We start from the raw sequence: 15,105 nt of genomic DNA, 5'->3' as shown, positions 1-15,105 counted from the left end.
CACGGGTAAAAGTGAGTTAGCTTCAGCCCAAAGTGGTTCCAATAACCTGCGGGAGACGCTGCCGCATCTACACTGGGTTAGAAAAACACAAACTCTAGGCATTTTAGTTAACATCGGCGTGATGTATATGGCAGGAGGCTGTGTTATTAATAGCTTCTGCCAGTAAACGTTTATTTCTTTTGCTGCTGGCCTTGATTGTACTTTGTCAGTAATACACCCGCCAGAATACATAAAACACCAGCCAGTTGAGAGAATTCTGCACCATGACTAATGGCATCCCAAAGCACTCCTGTCAGCAATTGTCCGCCGATAACCAGCAGTGCAGTCAGCGTCGCCCCTACCCTTGACAATACATAGCTGTTGAGAGCAACAAATAAAGCACCGATAACACCGCCAAGCCAGGCTGTCACGGGGGCTTTCATCACTATATTCACGGGTAGTGAAGATGTGCAATACACAATAATACTGAGAAAAACAAAACCGACGACATGATTCCAAAGAGAGGCATTAAAAGCACTGGTATCTTGCCCAAGTCTGCCATTAAGGATCCGACAGAAACTAATACAACAACCATTAAATAGCGCAAGAAAAACAACTATCAACATTGTCATTATTACCCCCTCCAGAACAGTGTCATCAGGCAGCCTACGCCCATCAACATCAATGACACACCGTCAATTAAATTTATTGACCGTTTAGCTAAACCGAACAAACCAAAGCTATCACTGACCACACCAAACAGCACTTGACCGACCATCATTAATGCAAGCGAGCTAGACAGCCCCAGTGGACTATTGACAGTGATAGCGGCCAAAATCACAGTCAAAGCCCCCGGTATCCCGCCTAAATAGGCCCAGAAGGGCGTTCCAGCTGTCGGCCGAATAGCCATTTTCCCTGCAACAAAGATGTTTACGAACATTAGAATGATAAAGGAAGTGATAGCACCAATGCCGTGAGCGACCCAAGCAGCTAGCAAGGGCGAACTATAAGATGCAAGCGTGCTATTAATGGCTATCATGCTGGCAAGTGTAATGCCTCCCGCAAGAGCCAGTGACAAATTAAATGGATGAGTTTTCATACTTTTCCTCATGGTTTTTATTGGAGCACAATATAATGAATTTCCTTTACGTTGATAATCCTCTATATTTTGAACTCTTTGTTTCTCTCAGGTAAACAATAAAATCATGGATACTTTTTCAACCATTCCCGTTTTCACGGCTGTCGTCGAACTGGGGAGTTTTTCAGAAGCAAGCCGCAAGCTAGGGATCAACAAGTCAGCGGTGAGTAAACGCATTAGTGCATTGGAGACACATCTTGGCGTAAAACTGATTCAGCGGACAACCCGAAAGCTAAGCCTGACGGAAGCAGGAGAACAATATTATAGCTATATCTACAAAGCTAAATATCTAGTGAATGAAGCCGAAGATGCAATTGCCAGTCTTCAGCACAGCCCTAAAGGTCACCTTAAAGTGAGTATACCTATGGTATTTGGACGGCTTCATATCGCCCCTTTACTCGGTGAGTTTATGCTTGATTTTCCGGATATAAAACTGACTTTATCAATGGATGACAGGCTGGTTGATCTCCTTGATGAGGGACTCGATATGGTCGTGAGGATTGGTGCCTTAGCAGACTCGAATCTGGTGGCTCGCAAGTTATCGCCCTGCCGCAGTGTGATCTGTGCTTCTCCTGGATATCTTGATAAATTTGGTAGGCCTGACACGTTAGCCGATCTTAAACAGCATAACTGTTTGTACTACTCTTATTTCAGGGCGGGTATAGAATGGACATTTGACGGTCCTGAAGGCCCTGTTCGAATCAAGCCAGAAGGCAACATTCAGGTCAATAGCAGCGAAGTGCTAAAACAACTGATGCTCGATGATGTCGGGATCTGCCAGATGCCGCTTTTCATTGTTGAAAAGGAACTCATCAGCGGTAAGTTGATGCCCATTTTAGAACAATATCATCTGCCGGAACACGGTGTTTACGCAGTGTACCCCCAACGAGCATTTATGCCTGCAAAGCTCAGGGTATTTATCGATTTTCTGGAGCGAAAATTGGCCCATAAAGATCAATCCTGGTGATTTTATACCGCCATGAAACGATAAGTAATGTTATTGGTATTGAGGTATATCGCCCGCAAAAAAGACGCTTTATGCCTATAAAGCGCCTGAATAAATCAATTCACAGACAAGCAGTAAACTTGGGACCATACTGAGTGGTCTTAGCCCTAATGACTTTATACCGCCGCGCGTAACTTAGCGCCATCAATCACTTGAATCGCGGTAAGATAATCTAATAGCGCGTTGACTTGCGCCGTTAGATCACCTTTGCTGGTATCAATGGTGAGCTCTGCTGCAGTAGGGGTTTCGTACGGCGCAGAGATGCCAGTGAACTCTTTTATCTCACCCGCCCGCGCTTTTTTATACAAGCCTTTAGGATCACGTGCTTCACAGACTTCAATCGGGGTCGAGACATGAACTTCAATAAAACGTCCCTCTTCAAACAAAGCACGTACACGCTCCCTCTCCTCTTTCGTTGGAGAGATAAAGGCAGATAACACCACTAAGCCCGCATCGACCATCAGCTTGGCAACTTCGCCCACACGGCGCAGGTTTTCGTCACGATCACTGGCGCTAAACCCTAAGTCGTTACAAAGTCCGTGTCGCACATTATCGCCGTCAAGCAAATAGGTGTGAAAGCCGGCATCAAACAGCGCACGCTCTAATGCGCCCGCTAAGGTTGATTTACCGGAGCCTGATAGGCCCGTAAACCAAAGTAATACCGGACTTTGTCCTTTCTGCTTTGCACGAGACTCTTGGTCAATACTATGTTGGTGCCAAACGATGTCAGACATAACCACTCCAAAAACAATAATCTAATAAATAAAAATGCGCCAAACTCACTCAATTCCAACGGTCGAGATAGTATTGCCACCTTAAAACGGGAAGAGCAACGGCACTAATATAATGACAATCGACGAGTACAACACCGACAAAGGCAATCCCACTCTTAAAAAATCAGTAAAACGGTAATTTCCCGCACTATGAACCATCAAATTTGTCTGGTAACCATAGGGCGAAATGAAACTGGCACTAGCACCAAATACCACCGCAAGAATAAACGGTCGGGTATCGACGCCATAGCTCATTGCAATAGCGTACGCGACAGGAAAAGCCAGCGCCGCAGCGGCATTATTGGTGATTAACTCCGTCAGTAATAACGTTAACAAATACACGCAAACAAAAGCTGCGAATACCCCAAAACCATTTAACGATCTCAAGATAAAATTAGCGATATCATTTGCAAGACCCGTCGACAGCATCAAATTAGCTAAACTCAACGCGCTACCCACAATCACCACCAGCTCAATCGGAAAGCGTCGCCTAAGCTCTGTTAAACTCACAGCGCCGATGGCAACGAAACTAATCAAGAGTAAAATTAAGCCTTTGACCAAAGGCAATGCGCCAACAACGCTGGCAAAAATGGTCAATGCAAAGCCGCCCAATACCCACTGGCTGCGTCTTTTATCTAAACGTACACTGAGATCGAGCCCACTCACTGCGGCGAAATCTGATGCCAATTTTGCGTTATGGCTAAAGCTATCCCCTGGAGTAATCAGTAATACATCACCCGCTTGTAACTCAATATCACCGAGGCCACCTTTTAACGGATGGTGCCCGCGTCGAATAGCCAGTACTGCACCGTCAAATCGCTCTCTAAACTTAGACGCTTTTAATGAGGTACCCACCAGTTGCGATGTGGGTGCCAGAACCGCCTCTATCAAGTTTTGCCCTTTGGCTTGTTGCTTACCAAACCATTCAAGCCCATCAAATTGATGTAACAGCTCCACCGATTCGACCGCACCGCCAAAGCGCAACACATCTTCACTTTGCAAGACAAGGTGCGGTGGTACGGGACAAATTCGAATGCCACTGCGCTCAAGCTCGACTAGATAGAGTTTTTTCAGTGCTCTTAAGCGATTATCTAACACGCTTTTACCAATCAACTGCGACTGTTTCGCCACTCTGGCTTCGAGCATGTAAGGCAAGCTTTCTTCCGTTCCGTCTTCACGTCTGTCGGGTAAAAAATCAGCGAGTAACACCAACAGACCCACACCTAGGGTCACAATAACCACACCAATGATAGAGAACTCAAAAAAGCCTAACGGCTCTAGGCCTGCGTTCTCAACAAAGGAGTTCACGATAAGGTTGGTTGATGTACCTATTAAGGTGAGAGTTCCACCCAGAATAGCCGCATAAGACAGTGGCAGTAAAAGCTTAGCCGGCGCATGAGACTGATTTCGTCTCACCACACCAATCAAGGACGACACCACCGCAGTATTATTGGTAAACGATGACAACAGTGCGGTCGAGAAGCCCAGCTTAGCGATCGTCGATGCCAAAGAACCTTCACCTACAACTTGACTCAGCTTACCAAGCAAAGAAGTTTTCTCTAGCGCGGCAGTCGCTAAAATAATCAGTACTAGAGTCACTAAGCTGGCATTGGTAAAACTCGCCAATGCCGTCTCTAACTCCACCATGCCTAAAAGATAGGTCGTTAATGCTGCCGTAAAAAACAGCGCTGCGGGTGTCCAAAGTCCTGCCATCAAAGCAACAACTAAGGCAAATAATATGCTCGACAACACCCACAATTCAGACACCACTACCCCTCTAGCTTACTAATATCAAGCGCTTGCCAATGAGGATACTGCTTGCGGATCAATGCATTTAACTCAAGTTCGAAATCAGTAAACGGGCTCGCTGATTTACTCGTCTTAGCGGTTGAAACAGCCATCACTGCGGCCACTGTCGCATTGGATAATCGATCGATTAAGATCATGCCGCCTGTGTCACGGATCAGCGTATACGGGTCGATAGCAATCGCTTCATTTAGCTCTAGCGTGACGCGAGCCATATCGTTTAAACCGATAATGTCGCTGTCTTTACGCTCTAGCGTATTGATATCGACTAGGTATTCGATATTTGTGATAGTCGCTTGTAGCTTCTTGCCCGCCACCTTTAGATCATAAAGCTGGCCAATTTGTAGCTGCTTTTCATCCATCCAAGCAATATCAGCACTGATCTGGTTTGCCAATGTTGGGGCGTTATCGACTTGCGATAATAGGTCACCACGAGAAATATCAATTTCATCTTCTAGCGTTAGCGTCACCGCTTGACCCGCGATCGCTTCACTCAAATCACCATCGAATGTAACGATACGTTCAACTTTACTGCGCTTACCTGATGGTAGGGCCACCAGCTCGTCGCCCACTTTAATAACACCTGATGATACCGTGCCAGAGAAGCCTCTAAAATCGAGATCGGGGCGCAATACATATTGCACTGGAAAACGTACCGGTAAGCTGTTTAATTCACGGCGGGTGTCTATGGTTTCCAATAGCTCCAGTAGCGTGCCATCTTTATACCAAGGCGTTTGTGTACTGCGATCGACCACGTTATCGCCTTTTAAAGCCGATAGTGGTACATAACGAATATCGATGTCACCTAACTGCGCAGCAAACTCGGCAAAGTCAGCTTTGATGTCATTAAAGACTTTTTCGTCAAAGCCGAGCAAGTCCATTTTATTGATGGCTACCACAAAGTGACGTAGACCCAGCTGCGAGGCAATAAAAGCGTGACGGCGAGTCTGTGTTTGCACCCCATAACGCGCATCAACCAAAATGACGGCTAAGTCACAAGTAGAGGCACCCGTGGCCATATTACGGGTGTACTGCTCATGGCCCGGTGTATCGGCAATAATAAACTTACGTTTGTCGGTTGAAAAATAGCGGTAAGCAACATCAATGGTAATGCCTTGCTCACGCTCAGCTTGCAAGCCATCAACGAGTAATGCCAGGTCAATCTCATCACCGGTGGTGCCCATTTTGGCACTATCACTCTTTAAAGTTGCGAGTTGATCTTCATATATTTGGGCACTGTCATGCAGTAAACGTCCTATCAGGGTACTTTTACCATCATCGACACTGCCGCACGTTAGAAAGCGCAACATGCCTTTATGTTGCTGCTGCGCTAAATATTCCTTCACCCCTAAATCTTCTAGCTCAGCGGCTAAGCGGGTGTTGTTATTGACTGCTTGGTTCATGATTAATTCCTTTGAAATCTGACAATGCTTAGCACTTACCGCGCCTAGAAGTAGCCTTGGCGCTTTTTAAGTTCCATCGATGCACTTTGATCTGAATCGATAAGTCGGCCCTCACGCTCACTAGAACGTGTTAGCAGCATCTCTTCGATGATCTTCTCAAGCGTGTCAGCTTCTGAATGCATCGCTCCCGTTAATGGGTAGCAACCTAGGGTTCTAAATCGCACTAATTCATTTTTAACCGTTTCACCCTCTTCTAAAGGCAGTCTGTCATCATCAACCATAATCATCATGCCATCACGCTCAACGACAGGACGCTTTTGGGCAAAATAAAGTGGTACCAATTTTATGTTTTCTTGGTAGATATATTGCCAAATATCTAGTTCCGTCCAGTTTGAAAGCGGGAATACTCGGATGCTTTCACCTTTATTGACGGCACCGTTATAGGTGCGCCACAGCTCTGGACGCTGGTTTTTAGGATCCCATGTGTGGTGCTTATCGCGGAATGAGTAGACTCGTTCTTTAGCACGAGACTTCTCTTCATCGCGGCGTGCACCACCAAAGGCGGCATCAAAACCATACTTGTTCAACGCTTGCTTAAGCCCTTGGGTTTTCATGATGTCGGTATGCTTAGCACTGCCATGCGTAAACGGACCCACCCCCATCGCGATACCGTCAGGATTTTTATGCACCAGCAATTCAAAGCCAAACTCCTTGGCCTGAGCATCACGAAATGCGATCATCTCTTTGAACTTCCAATCGGTATCCACATGCAGTAAAGGAAAAGGGATCTTCCCCGGATAGAAAGCCTTGCGTGCTAAATGCAGCATCACAGAGGAGTCTTTACCGATGGAATACATCATTACTGGGTTATCAAACTCTGCCGCAACTTCGCGAATAATCTGAATGCTCTCAGCTTCTAATTGTTGTAAATGGCTTAACTCTTTGGCGGCCATGCTAATTCTCCGTCTTCTTGAATCGATTGTGCTAAGCACATCTATTTAATTTGTGTTGTTAAGCTTGCTTCGCGACTCTGCACACCTTGAGGCTTAAACCAATTCAGGCTATCAGCGAGTTCAACCACCTCACCTATCACCATCAATGCGGGCATCACTAATTCTGGATCTGCCGCTAATTGCTCAATATTCTCTAATGTGCCAATGAATGTTCGCTGTTCCTGAGTGGTCGCTTTGGAAACAATAGCAACAGGGGTATTAGGTGAACGTCCGGCATCAAGTAAACCCGCTTTAATAATGTTGGCGTTAAGGATCCCCATATACACGACTAAGGTATTATTCGGGTTGGCGTATCCTTGCCAGTCCATCGGCCGACTCGCTAATTGGCAATGACCGGTAATAAAGCTCACACCCTGGGCGTAATCTCGATGAGTCAACGGGATGCCTGCATATGCTGCGGTGCCGCTTGCTGCGGTGATCCCTGGTACGACTTCAAACTCGAGGCCAGACTCAACAATCGTTTGTAACTCTTCACCGCCCCGCCCAAAAATAAAAGGATCGCCACCTTTAAGACGGACCACATTTTTACGAGTAAACGCCTTGGTGACCAGTAATTGATTAATTTCGCTTTGCGCCGCGCTATGCTTACCCGCACGCTTACCCACCGCGATTTTTTCAGCTTTACTTGGAATGAGGGCCATGATGTCCTGACTCACTAAAGCGTCGTACAGCACCACATCCGCTGATTGCAATACACGGTATGCTTTAACCGTTAGCAGATCCACATCACCAGGGCCGGCACCCACTAGCCACACCTTTCCTCCTGCGGCTTGACCCGGTAAAGATACAATCTCCATCACGCTACCTCACTCTAATTTGATGACCTGAATATAGCCGCCCTCTTATTCCATAATAAATAGAAAATTCAGATCACTTATAACTTTTAGTTATTAAGAAATTAATTGTATTCACCAATACATTAAAATAAAGCATTAAACGTATATTAATCAGAAGCTTAAACCTAAACCCTTGATAAAGCCTATACAAAGCAGAAAATACACACTTTACAATTTGGCACTAAGTTATCGCATTTAGATCTAGAGGCGGGTTTCAAAACCCGCGTTGATATCACAGTGGTAGTCACTTCACCTATTTACCGAGTGTTAAGTTGCCAGCTTGCTATAGCACTGTTAAACACAGAGATAGCTAGGTAGAATTGCGACAAACAAAAAGAAGCGCAGTTTTAACAACTTTTGGGAATATTATGAATAAGCTAGGCACGCTATTATTGTCTATGGGTTTGGGCTGCTCTTTTGCGTCGTTTGCAGCAACGACGAAAGCAGAGCCAACAGAGGTCGCTAGCAAAACAGAAGATATTGAAGTCAAAAAACAAACATCATTGGTGGCAGCGCGAGTCTCTAAAGAAATTGCAACTGCCGACTTGCCTTATGTCATTACACCACACAAGGTTAACTACATTCTTCCGGTGACTTACAACTCCTCTCCTAATATGGAACCTTTTGCTGAAGAAGTTAAAGACACCCCGTTTACGATGGATAATGTAGAAGCCAAGTTTCAAATAAGTTTTAAATTTCCGCTCTGGCACAATGTATTTGGCGATAATGGCCACCTGTTTGCAGCATACACCAACCAGTCGTACTGGCAGGTGTATAACAAAGAAATATCTTCGCCGTTTAGAGAAACCAATCATGAGCCTGAAATATTCATGATCTTCACTAATGATTGGCAAGTGGGGCCTTTACAGAACTCTTTTTGGGGGGTCGGCGCCGTACACCAATCAAATGGGCAAGCAGGATCATTATCCAGGAGCTGGAATCGCTTATACGGCATGATGATATTCGATTCAGGGCCATTTGCGCTTGAAGCTAAAGCGTGGTGGCGTATACCTGAAGATGAAAAAGAAACCCCAACCTCTCCGAGTGGCGATGATAACCCAGATATAATGGACTATATGGGTAACCTTGAGTTTACAGGGGTGTACGGACTCGATGAGCATAGATTTAGCTTAATGGTGCGTAACTACATTCAAAAGCCTAATTATGGCGCAGTAGAATTTACCTGGAGTTACCCCATCATGGGCAATCTGAGACTCTATACTCAATACTTTAATGGCTACGGTGAAAGTCTTATCGACTATAATTCACATAACCAACGCATAGGTATCGGGATCTCTATCAACGATATTTTATAACTATGCTTTTTAGTCAATTAGTTAGAGGCTATGCCAGCCTAGCCTAGAAAAGGCTAAGCTGGCCATATCCGAGAATCGATATGACAGTCAGTTTTAAAAGCATAGTCGTATTATTTGTACTTATGATGGGCATAAGTGCAGCTCAACTCATTCGACTGTCTTTTTTCCCACATACTGCCTCGTATACACTGAGCCCAGCACAGCAGCGACAAGATATTAACCAACTTTTAGCCGTAATTAATCAAAAGTCATCTTTCGCAGCATTCGATCCCGCCCAAAAATACATTTTTAATCAACAAGCACAACGACTGTTAAGCGCTAACTTACAGCCGAGTAATGCGGTTAATTTTCAAGTTAAATTGCAGCGTTGGATCTCTTATCTCAATGATCCAGCGACCTCTATAAGTCTGCCCAATCGAGCGAAGCAACTTACCGATATAAAACAGCTTCCAGGCCAGCTCTATTACGATGGTCAACATTGGTTAGTGTATACCGCAGAAAATAGTCTGTTCAATGAAGAGTTTCCCTTCTTAACCCACATGGACGGCCTCCCCATGCAACGCTGGCAGAAAGCTGCGCAGCGGTACATTCCCGACTCTATCAAGTTATCAATCAAGGAGCAGAGTCATTGGTTACACGGCATTAATCAGCTTCGGTTAGATATAGGCTTAACAACCTCTAACAGCATCGTTTTGACATTCACCAATACAGAGGGTGATAACACTCAGCGAGAGGTTGCTTTAGTCAGCAGAAATCAACAGCAAGAGAATATTCAGCAGCCGACAGCAGCGGCCATGGCCGCTTCATCTAGCTCACAGCATGTGATTCGTTACCCTGAAAATATTAAATTATCACCCCATATTTTAGAGCAACTTGCATTAAGCAAACCTGAACAAGATCTTATACTCGATATCAGACACCTAAACGTACCGGATACCGCTTTAACTCAATGGCTACAACGCCAATTTGCGCCTCAGAGTGTGGCATATAGTAGCGCTATCGGATTAATGAAATACAAACGTTATCCTCATTCATCAACAAAGTTATTTTCGACTAAAAACATAGTTCCAATTAAAGAACTACATTTTTTTGAGCAAGTTAACTTAGAAGCATTGGGGTTCGATAACCATATTCAGGACTCTATAAGCTTTAGCCAATGGCTAGTCCGTCGCTTAGTAAACAACAGAGAGGAAAATCAATCTAAGCAACGAAAATTAGTTTTAATAGTCGATTCAAGCTGCCAACAGGAGTGTGAATGGCTGGCATTGATGGCATCAGCATGGCCAAACGTACAACTTATAGGGGAAAGAACCAGAGGCAGTCTAAGCCCACGCCACTATGCCTCACTCACACAAAGTGGCATAAAGGTGAGCTTTAGTGCAGCCTTAGTCTATAGCCCTCAAGGAAAGCTAGTATCAGGTATCGGCATACGCCCTACAATTGACTTAAACGACCTCGCGCTTAATCATGAAAACATCAGGCATTTAATCACTGCTAAATCTAATAGCCCAACACACGCATCAAGCGCCAATGCACTCACAACAGCTAAAAGATCGCCATAAAAGCATCTTTTATGATGAAGATCCGCACTTTGGTTCCATAGCTTGCTTAAGTAGGGTATAAGGGCACTATGAAAACCCCTAAACGACTCCAACCATTGGTTGATGAAGGATTAATAGACGAAGTTGTTCGTCCATTAATGAGTGGCAAAGAAGCCGACGTCTACATCGTAAGATGTGGTGATGATGTCCGCTGCGCTAAAATCTACAAAGAAGCTGACAAACGTAGTTTTAAAAAAGCAGTCGAATATCGTGAGGGCCGTAAAGGCCGCAATAGCCGACGTACTCGTGCGATGGAAAAAGGTTCCAATTACGGCCGTCAAGAACAAGAGAATGCCTGGCAGAATGCCGAAGTAGATGCTTTGTATCGCCTAGCTGATGCTGGAGTGCGAGTGCCTCAACCCTATGGCTGTTTTGACGGCGTATTATTGATGGAGCTGGTTACCGATGACGCCGGCTTCGTAGCGCCGAGATTAAACGATATTAGCCTTACTGAAGAGATGGCCATTGCCCATCATTATCAAGTAATGAAAGATGTGCAGCGTATGCTTTGTGCTGGACTTATTCATGGCGACCTGTCTGAATTTAATGTGCTGCTAGATGATAAAGGCCCAGTGATTATCGATCTGCCTCAAGCTGTCGATGCTGCAGCAAATAACAATGCCAAGCGCATGTTATTGCGTGATGTGAACAACATGACCCAATATTATGGCCAGTTTGCTCCCTCAGTGCTAAAAACCAAATATGCACAAGAGATGTGGCTAAAATTTGAATCTGGCGATCTGTCAGCAGATAGTGAATTAACTGGCGAATTTATTGAGAGCGAACATACCGCCGATATCAATGCCGTATTGGAAGAGATCCAAGCAGCATTCGAAGAGGAACAAGAACGTAAAGAGCGAATTAGTGATGCCGCTGAGCAAGATGAGTATTAGGCAGACCTGCAACTCCACAAGTTAATCATAAAAAAGCCCAACCGACAGTGTTGGGCTTTTTTATGTCGTTGTAGCCTGTAATCTCTCACTATTAACTCACTCGTGAATTGAAGCATCAGCTAAATCCAATTGCGATACCGATTAACAGCCGATAGACTCCATAAGAACTTAAATGGATTAGCGACAACGATGCCCCAGACACCGACGCCCAAGATATCTCCTCAAAAAATAGCTAGGTCCCATGCCAAGACTCCAGCGGTCACCTCGCCAAAAGCCATTCGCCAAGCGATACGCGTTGCTCGCCGCAACTTAAGCAGTGTGCAACAGTCTATTTTCGCTAATACGGCAGCAATAAAAGCACTGCAAAAACTCAAACAACTGAAGGCAGATAAGGTCGCGTTATATCTGACCAATGACGGCGAACTGGATACTCAAGTGTTAATCAAAACACTTTGGCAACAAGGCATTCATGTGTACTTGCCAAGGCTGCACCCCTTTACCGCAGGCAATCTTATCTTTCTTCGCTATGACGAAGACACTACTGTTGAGAAAAATAGCTTAGGTATTTGGGAGCCACACTTAGATATAACCCAAATGATCTTACCGCATCAGTTGGATGTAGTGATAACCCCGCTGGTCGCCTTTGATGACCAAGGCAACAGAATGGGTATGGGCGGCGGCTATTACGACAGAACCTTAGCCAACTGGCAAACATGCGGAAAACCGTTCCCCATTGGCTATGCTCATGATTGTCAGCTGGTGACTAAGCTGGCTTGCGAACATTGGGATGTGCCTTTACCATTTATCATTACCCCCTCAAAAAACTACTCATTTGACTAGGGGCTAGCCATTGCAACCGGTAATGAAAACTAAACCTGCCAATTAATCGCTGTGGAGCCCTGCTGCTCAAGCAGCTGATTTACATGAGAGAAATGCTTACAGCCAAAAAAACCTCGGTAGGCAGATAATGGCGAAGGATGTGGGCCAGAAACGATTTGATGATGCCCTGCGGTAATGACTTTGCCTTTCTTTTTAGCATGAGCCCCCCAAAGCACAAATATTATAGGTTGAGGCTGCTCATTGAGATGCAATAACACGTTTTGAGTGAACATTTCCCAACCGGACTTGGCATGAGAATGCGCTTTACCCTGCTCGACCGTAAGCACTGTATTTAGCATTAACACCCCTTGCTGTGCCCACGGTAACAGGTTGCCATGCTCTGGGATCGTAAAGCCGTCTATATCGCTAGCCAGTTCCTTATACATATTAACTAAAGAGGGTGGCACTTTTACCCCTTTTTGTACCGAGAAACACAGCCCATGCGCCTGATTGGGTCCATGATATGGATCTTGCCCTATCAGAACGACTCGAACCTCATTTAACGGCGTATATTCAAATGCTGATAATATCTGTTCTTTAGGTGGGAAGATCACTTTACCGGCAGTTCGCTCAGCCTCAACAAAGGTTTCTAGTGCCATATAGTAATCTTGTTGCTGTTGCGCCTGGATGAAGGTTTTCCAGGTTGAATTAATTGTCATCGGAGAGCTCACTAAAATGTTTTATTGATAGTAAGAGTTCACATTATCGCTGGCAATCAGTTAAGGCATTTATAATCATATTTGTGACTAAAGAGCCATCAAACGAGTACGGCAGTTAATCACAATTATCCCCTGGTATTACGTGAATTTATCGTTAAGCGATTGGTATTCGGTATTTTTGATGTTAAAATGCGCGTTCAAATTTGCCCAGGATGGCCAGCCACATGTTGTACTCTTCTACTGTTAAACCCCAATCTGGATTCACCTTAATAGAGCTCGTTGTTGTCATTATTATTTTAGGTATATTGGCTGTAGTGGCCGTACCGAAATTTGTCAATATCTCAGAAGATGCACAAGTATCAATGGTTAAGGGCACGGGCGGTGCATTTAAGTCTGGGGTTGATCTCGCGCGAGCAGTATGGGCAGTAAAAGTTGGCAGCGGCCCTGCTGAAGACTTACCCGTATTCGGCACCGCTCAAGATGGCGAGGTTGACTTTAATGCTAACGGTTGGCCTGCACAGCACTATTCTCAAGGTAACGAAGCGTCACCTGCACTTGATAATGTCGAAGACTGTATCTCAGTGTGGGAAGTTCTCTTTCAAGGTGATGAGCCCAGCGTGTCTGATAACGCCAACACTAATGAAACCCATTACAAAGCGACTTATACTAACGCGACTTGTACATTCAGCTATAGAGACAATACCAATCTATCCATTCGGTACGATTCTAATTTAGGTTCAGTTACAGTAGACTCAGATCCAAGCAGTTAAAATGAGCTAATCTTAACTCAGAGAAAGTACTGAAAAATGGACCTAATCGTGACAAAAAGTAAACGTCATCACGGCTTCACACTTATTGAACTCATTGTTGCTATCATCATTTTAGGGATCATCGCTATTATCGCGATGCCAAAATTTATTAACCTAAGACAAGATGCCGAGACAGCAACACATGAAGCGACTGGCGGTGCTTTTAAAGGCGGTATTACATTAGCTAACGTAAAATGGGCTGCCGCAGGGAACTCGGGGCCCGCTGATAACTTGCAAGTGTTCGGTGGTGGCGCATCTGGTCAGTTAGATATTAACCTTTGGGGGTTTCCGGCTCAGAATTACCCACCATTGGAATCCAGTCCTCGATTGAATAACACCAACGACTGCATGTCGGTTTGGCGAACCATATTAGAAGATGCCCCACTTGTCTCAAACTCCGCAGATACTGTAGATGCCGTTTATCGTGCCGTATATCAAGGACCGGATCAATGCTACTTTTACTACCTTCCAGAACAGACTATGTCCATCTACTATGATTCTCGCGATGGTAGCGTTATTACCGATTCAGATCCCAATAGTTAATAACTAATGATTTCTTAAGTGCTAATTTACGATAGAATCAGGGTTTAGAATATCAATCACTAAGAGCATAAGCAGAATGTCAGAAGCTAAAAAAGAAACTACCATTTTTGAAATAGCCGATCAATTCATTGCATTGGCCAACGAAATTTCAGCAACAGAACAGGATGTCGGTAAAGTCGGCACTGGATTACGTTTTGCCGCAGCGCGTTTCAATGCATTTGAAGCATCACTCAAGTCAGCTGATCTAGCCGCTGAGAAAGATAATGCTGTAGAGTGGTTTGGTAACGAATATAAAGAGATGTTGAAAGACAACATCGAAGATCATATTAAAAATCCATCACAGCCAAAAGCTGAAGAGCCAGCTAAAGATGATTCAGTGCAACAATTTAACTCTTAGTGAACACGCTGTAAAACAAACAAAAACGCCATCAGTTATGATGGCGTTTTTGTT

At 44.7% G+C, this 15,105-nt stretch carries 16 protein-coding genes; 8 read left to right on the top strand and 8 right to left on the bottom strand.

What is annotated here, in order from left to right; genetic code table 11:
* Window positions 1-170: 170 nt before the first annotated feature.
* Together CXF83_RS06265 and CXF83_RS06260 are read right to left on the bottom strand one after the other, a co-directional pair.
* Window positions 171-611: a DMT family transporter gene (locus CXF83_RS06265; protein ID WP_198553511.1), complete on the bottom strand. Its 441-nt coding sequence runs from the start codon at window positions 609-611 to the stop codon at window positions 171-173.
* Between the two features lie 2 nt (window positions 612-613).
* Window positions 614-1,078, bottom strand: a complete 465-nt coding sequence (locus CXF83_RS06260) for a DMT family transporter (RefSeq protein WP_101091372.1) — start codon at window positions 1,076-1,078, stop codon at window positions 614-616.
* Between the two features lie 106 nt (window positions 1,079-1,184).
* Here CXF83_RS06260 and CXF83_RS06255 point away from each other — a divergent pair, with 106 nt between their 5' ends.
* Window positions 1,185-2,084: a LysR family transcriptional regulator gene (locus CXF83_RS06255; RefSeq protein ID WP_101091371.1), complete on the top strand. Its 900-nt coding sequence runs from the start codon at window positions 1,185-1,187 to the stop codon at window positions 2,082-2,084.
* 155 nt (window positions 2,085-2,239) lie between these two features.
* Here CXF83_RS06255 and cysC read toward each other — a convergent pair whose 3' ends face one another.
* From cysC to cobA, 5 genes are all read right to left on the bottom strand, one after another.
* A complete protein-coding gene (gene cysC / locus CXF83_RS06250) occupies window positions 2,240-2,857 on the bottom strand; it encodes an adenylyl-sulfate kinase (RefSeq protein ID WP_101091370.1) in 618 nt (205 codons plus the stop codon).
* 81 nt (window positions 2,858-2,938) lie between these two features.
* A complete protein-coding gene (locus tag CXF83_RS06245) occupies window positions 2,939-4,663 on the bottom strand; it encodes an SLC13 family permease (RefSeq protein ID WP_101091369.1) in 1,725 nt (574 codons plus the stop codon).
* 2 nt (window positions 4,664-4,665) lie between these two features.
* Window positions 4,666-6,105 (bottom strand): sulfate adenylyltransferase subunit CysN, encoded by a 1,440-nt coding sequence (gene cysN / locus CXF83_RS06240; RefSeq protein WP_101091368.1) that lies wholly within the window; start codon window positions 6,103-6,105, stop codon window positions 4,666-4,668.
* A gap of 44 nt (window positions 6,106-6,149) precedes the next feature.
* The gene (gene cysD / locus CXF83_RS06235) at window positions 6,150-7,058 is read right to left on the bottom strand and encodes a sulfate adenylyltransferase subunit CysD (protein WP_101091367.1); all 909 of its coding nucleotides are present in this window, start codon (window positions 7,056-7,058) and stop codon (window positions 6,150-6,152) included.
* A 41-nt stretch (window positions 7,059-7,099) separates the two neighbouring features.
* Complete coding sequence (gene cobA, locus CXF83_RS06230; RefSeq protein ID WP_101091366.1) at window positions 7,100-7,915, bottom strand: uroporphyrinogen-III C-methyltransferase; 816 nt, start codon at window positions 7,913-7,915, stop codon at window positions 7,100-7,102.
* Window positions 7,916-8,322: 407 nt separating this feature from the next.
* Here cobA and CXF83_RS06225 point away from each other — a divergent pair, with 407 nt between their 5' ends.
* The 4 genes from CXF83_RS06225 to CXF83_RS06210 all read left to right on the top strand — a co-directional run bounded on the left by CXF83_RS06225 (window position 8,323) and on the right by CXF83_RS06210 (window position 12,604).
* Window positions 8,323-9,270, top strand: coding sequence for a phospholipase A (locus CXF83_RS06225; RefSeq protein ID WP_101091365.1), 948 nt, complete (start codon window positions 8,323-8,325; stop codon window positions 9,268-9,270).
* A gap of 80 nt (window positions 9,271-9,350) precedes the next feature.
* Complete coding sequence (locus tag CXF83_RS06220) at window positions 9,351-10,832, top strand: S41 family peptidase (protein WP_101091364.1); 1,482 nt, start codon at window positions 9,351-9,353, stop codon at window positions 10,830-10,832.
* Window positions 10,833-10,900: 68 nt separating this feature from the next.
* Entirely contained in the window at window positions 10,901-11,764 is an 864-nt protein-coding gene (locus tag CXF83_RS06215; RefSeq protein WP_101091363.1) for a PA4780 family RIO1-like protein kinase, read from the top strand.
* A gap of 189 nt (window positions 11,765-11,953) precedes the next feature.
* The gene (locus CXF83_RS06210) at window positions 11,954-12,604 is read left to right on the top strand and encodes a 5-formyltetrahydrofolate cyclo-ligase (protein ID WP_101091362.1); all 651 of its coding nucleotides are present in this window, start codon (window positions 11,954-11,956) and stop codon (window positions 12,602-12,604) included.
* Window positions 12,605-12,633: 29 nt separating this feature from the next.
* Here CXF83_RS06210 and ung read toward each other — a convergent pair whose 3' ends face one another.
* Window positions 12,634-13,302, bottom strand: a complete 669-nt coding sequence (ung, locus tag CXF83_RS06205) for a uracil-DNA glycosylase (protein WP_101091361.1) — start codon at window positions 13,300-13,302, stop codon at window positions 12,634-12,636.
* Window positions 13,303-13,526: 224 nt separating this feature from the next.
* On the opposite strand from ung, the gene CXF83_RS06200 reads away from it, so the two are divergent.
* The 3 genes from CXF83_RS06200 (at window position 13,527) to CXF83_RS06190 (ending at window position 15,051) form a co-directional block, all read left to right on the top strand.
* Complete coding sequence (locus CXF83_RS06200) at window positions 13,527-14,072, top strand: type II secretion system protein (protein ID WP_101091360.1); 546 nt, start codon at window positions 13,527-13,529, stop codon at window positions 14,070-14,072.
* A 36-nt stretch (window positions 14,073-14,108) separates the two neighbouring features.
* Entirely contained in the window at window positions 14,109-14,654 is a 546-nt protein-coding gene (locus CXF83_RS06195) for a prepilin-type N-terminal cleavage/methylation domain-containing protein (protein ID WP_101091359.1), read from the top strand.
* A 76-nt stretch (window positions 14,655-14,730) separates the two neighbouring features.
* Window positions 14,731-15,051, top strand: coding sequence for a DUF3144 domain-containing protein (locus CXF83_RS06190; RefSeq protein ID WP_101091358.1), 321 nt, complete (start codon window positions 14,731-14,733; stop codon window positions 15,049-15,051).
* The last annotated feature ends 54 nt before the right edge of the window (window positions 15,052-15,105 follow it).

It is taken from the genome of Shewanella sp. Choline-02u-19, assembly GCF_002836205.1.
GTDB lineage: Bacteria > Pseudomonadota > Gammaproteobacteria > Enterobacterales > Shewanellaceae > Shewanella.
This window is presented reverse-complemented; position numbering and strand designations above follow the sequence as displayed.

Coding starts and splice junctions, on each gene's coding strand:
- CXF83_RS06265 (WP_198553511.1), bottom strand. CDS start 611: ATGACAATGTTGATAGTTGTTTTTCTTGCGCTATTTAATGGTTGTTGT.
- CXF83_RS06260 (WP_101091372.1), bottom strand. CDS start 1,078: ATGAAAACTCATCCATTTAATTTGTCACTGGCTCTTGCGGGAGGCATT.
- CXF83_RS06255 (WP_101091371.1), top strand. CDS start 1,185: ATGGATACTTTTTCAACCATTCCCGTTTTCACGGCTGTCGTCGAACTG.
- cysC (WP_101091370.1), bottom strand. CDS start 2,857: ATGTCTGACATCGTTTGGCACCAACATAGTATTGACCAAGAGTCTCGT.
- cysN (WP_101091368.1), bottom strand. CDS start 6,105: ATGAACCAAGCAGTCAATAACAACACCCGCTTAGCCGCTGAGCTAGAA.
- cysD (WP_101091367.1), bottom strand. CDS start 7,058: ATGGCCGCCAAAGAGTTAAGCCATTTACAACAATTAGAAGCTGAGAGC.
- cobA (WP_101091366.1), bottom strand. CDS start 7,915: ATGGAGATTGTATCTTTACCGGGTCAAGCCGCAGGAGGAAAGGTGTGG.
- CXF83_RS06225 (WP_101091365.1), top strand. CDS start 8,323: ATGAATAAGCTAGGCACGCTATTATTGTCTATGGGTTTGGGCTGCTCT.
- CXF83_RS06220 (WP_101091364.1), top strand. CDS start 9,351: ATGACAGTCAGTTTTAAAAGCATAGTCGTATTATTTGTACTTATGATG.
- CXF83_RS06215 (WP_101091363.1), top strand. CDS start 10,901: ATGAAAACCCCTAAACGACTCCAACCATTGGTTGATGAAGGATTAATA.
- CXF83_RS06210 (WP_101091362.1), top strand. CDS start 11,954: ATGCCCCAGACACCGACGCCCAAGATATCTCCTCAAAAAATAGCTAGG.
- ung (WP_101091361.1), bottom strand. CDS start 13,302: ATGACAATTAATTCAACCTGGAAAACCTTCATCCAGGCGCAACAGCAA.
- CXF83_RS06200 (WP_101091360.1), top strand. CDS start 13,527: ATGTTGTACTCTTCTACTGTTAAACCCCAATCTGGATTCACCTTAATA.
- CXF83_RS06195 (WP_101091359.1), top strand. CDS start 14,109: ATGGACCTAATCGTGACAAAAAGTAAACGTCATCACGGCTTCACACTT.
- CXF83_RS06190 (WP_101091358.1), top strand. CDS start 14,731: ATGTCAGAAGCTAAAAAAGAAACTACCATTTTTGAAATAGCCGATCAA.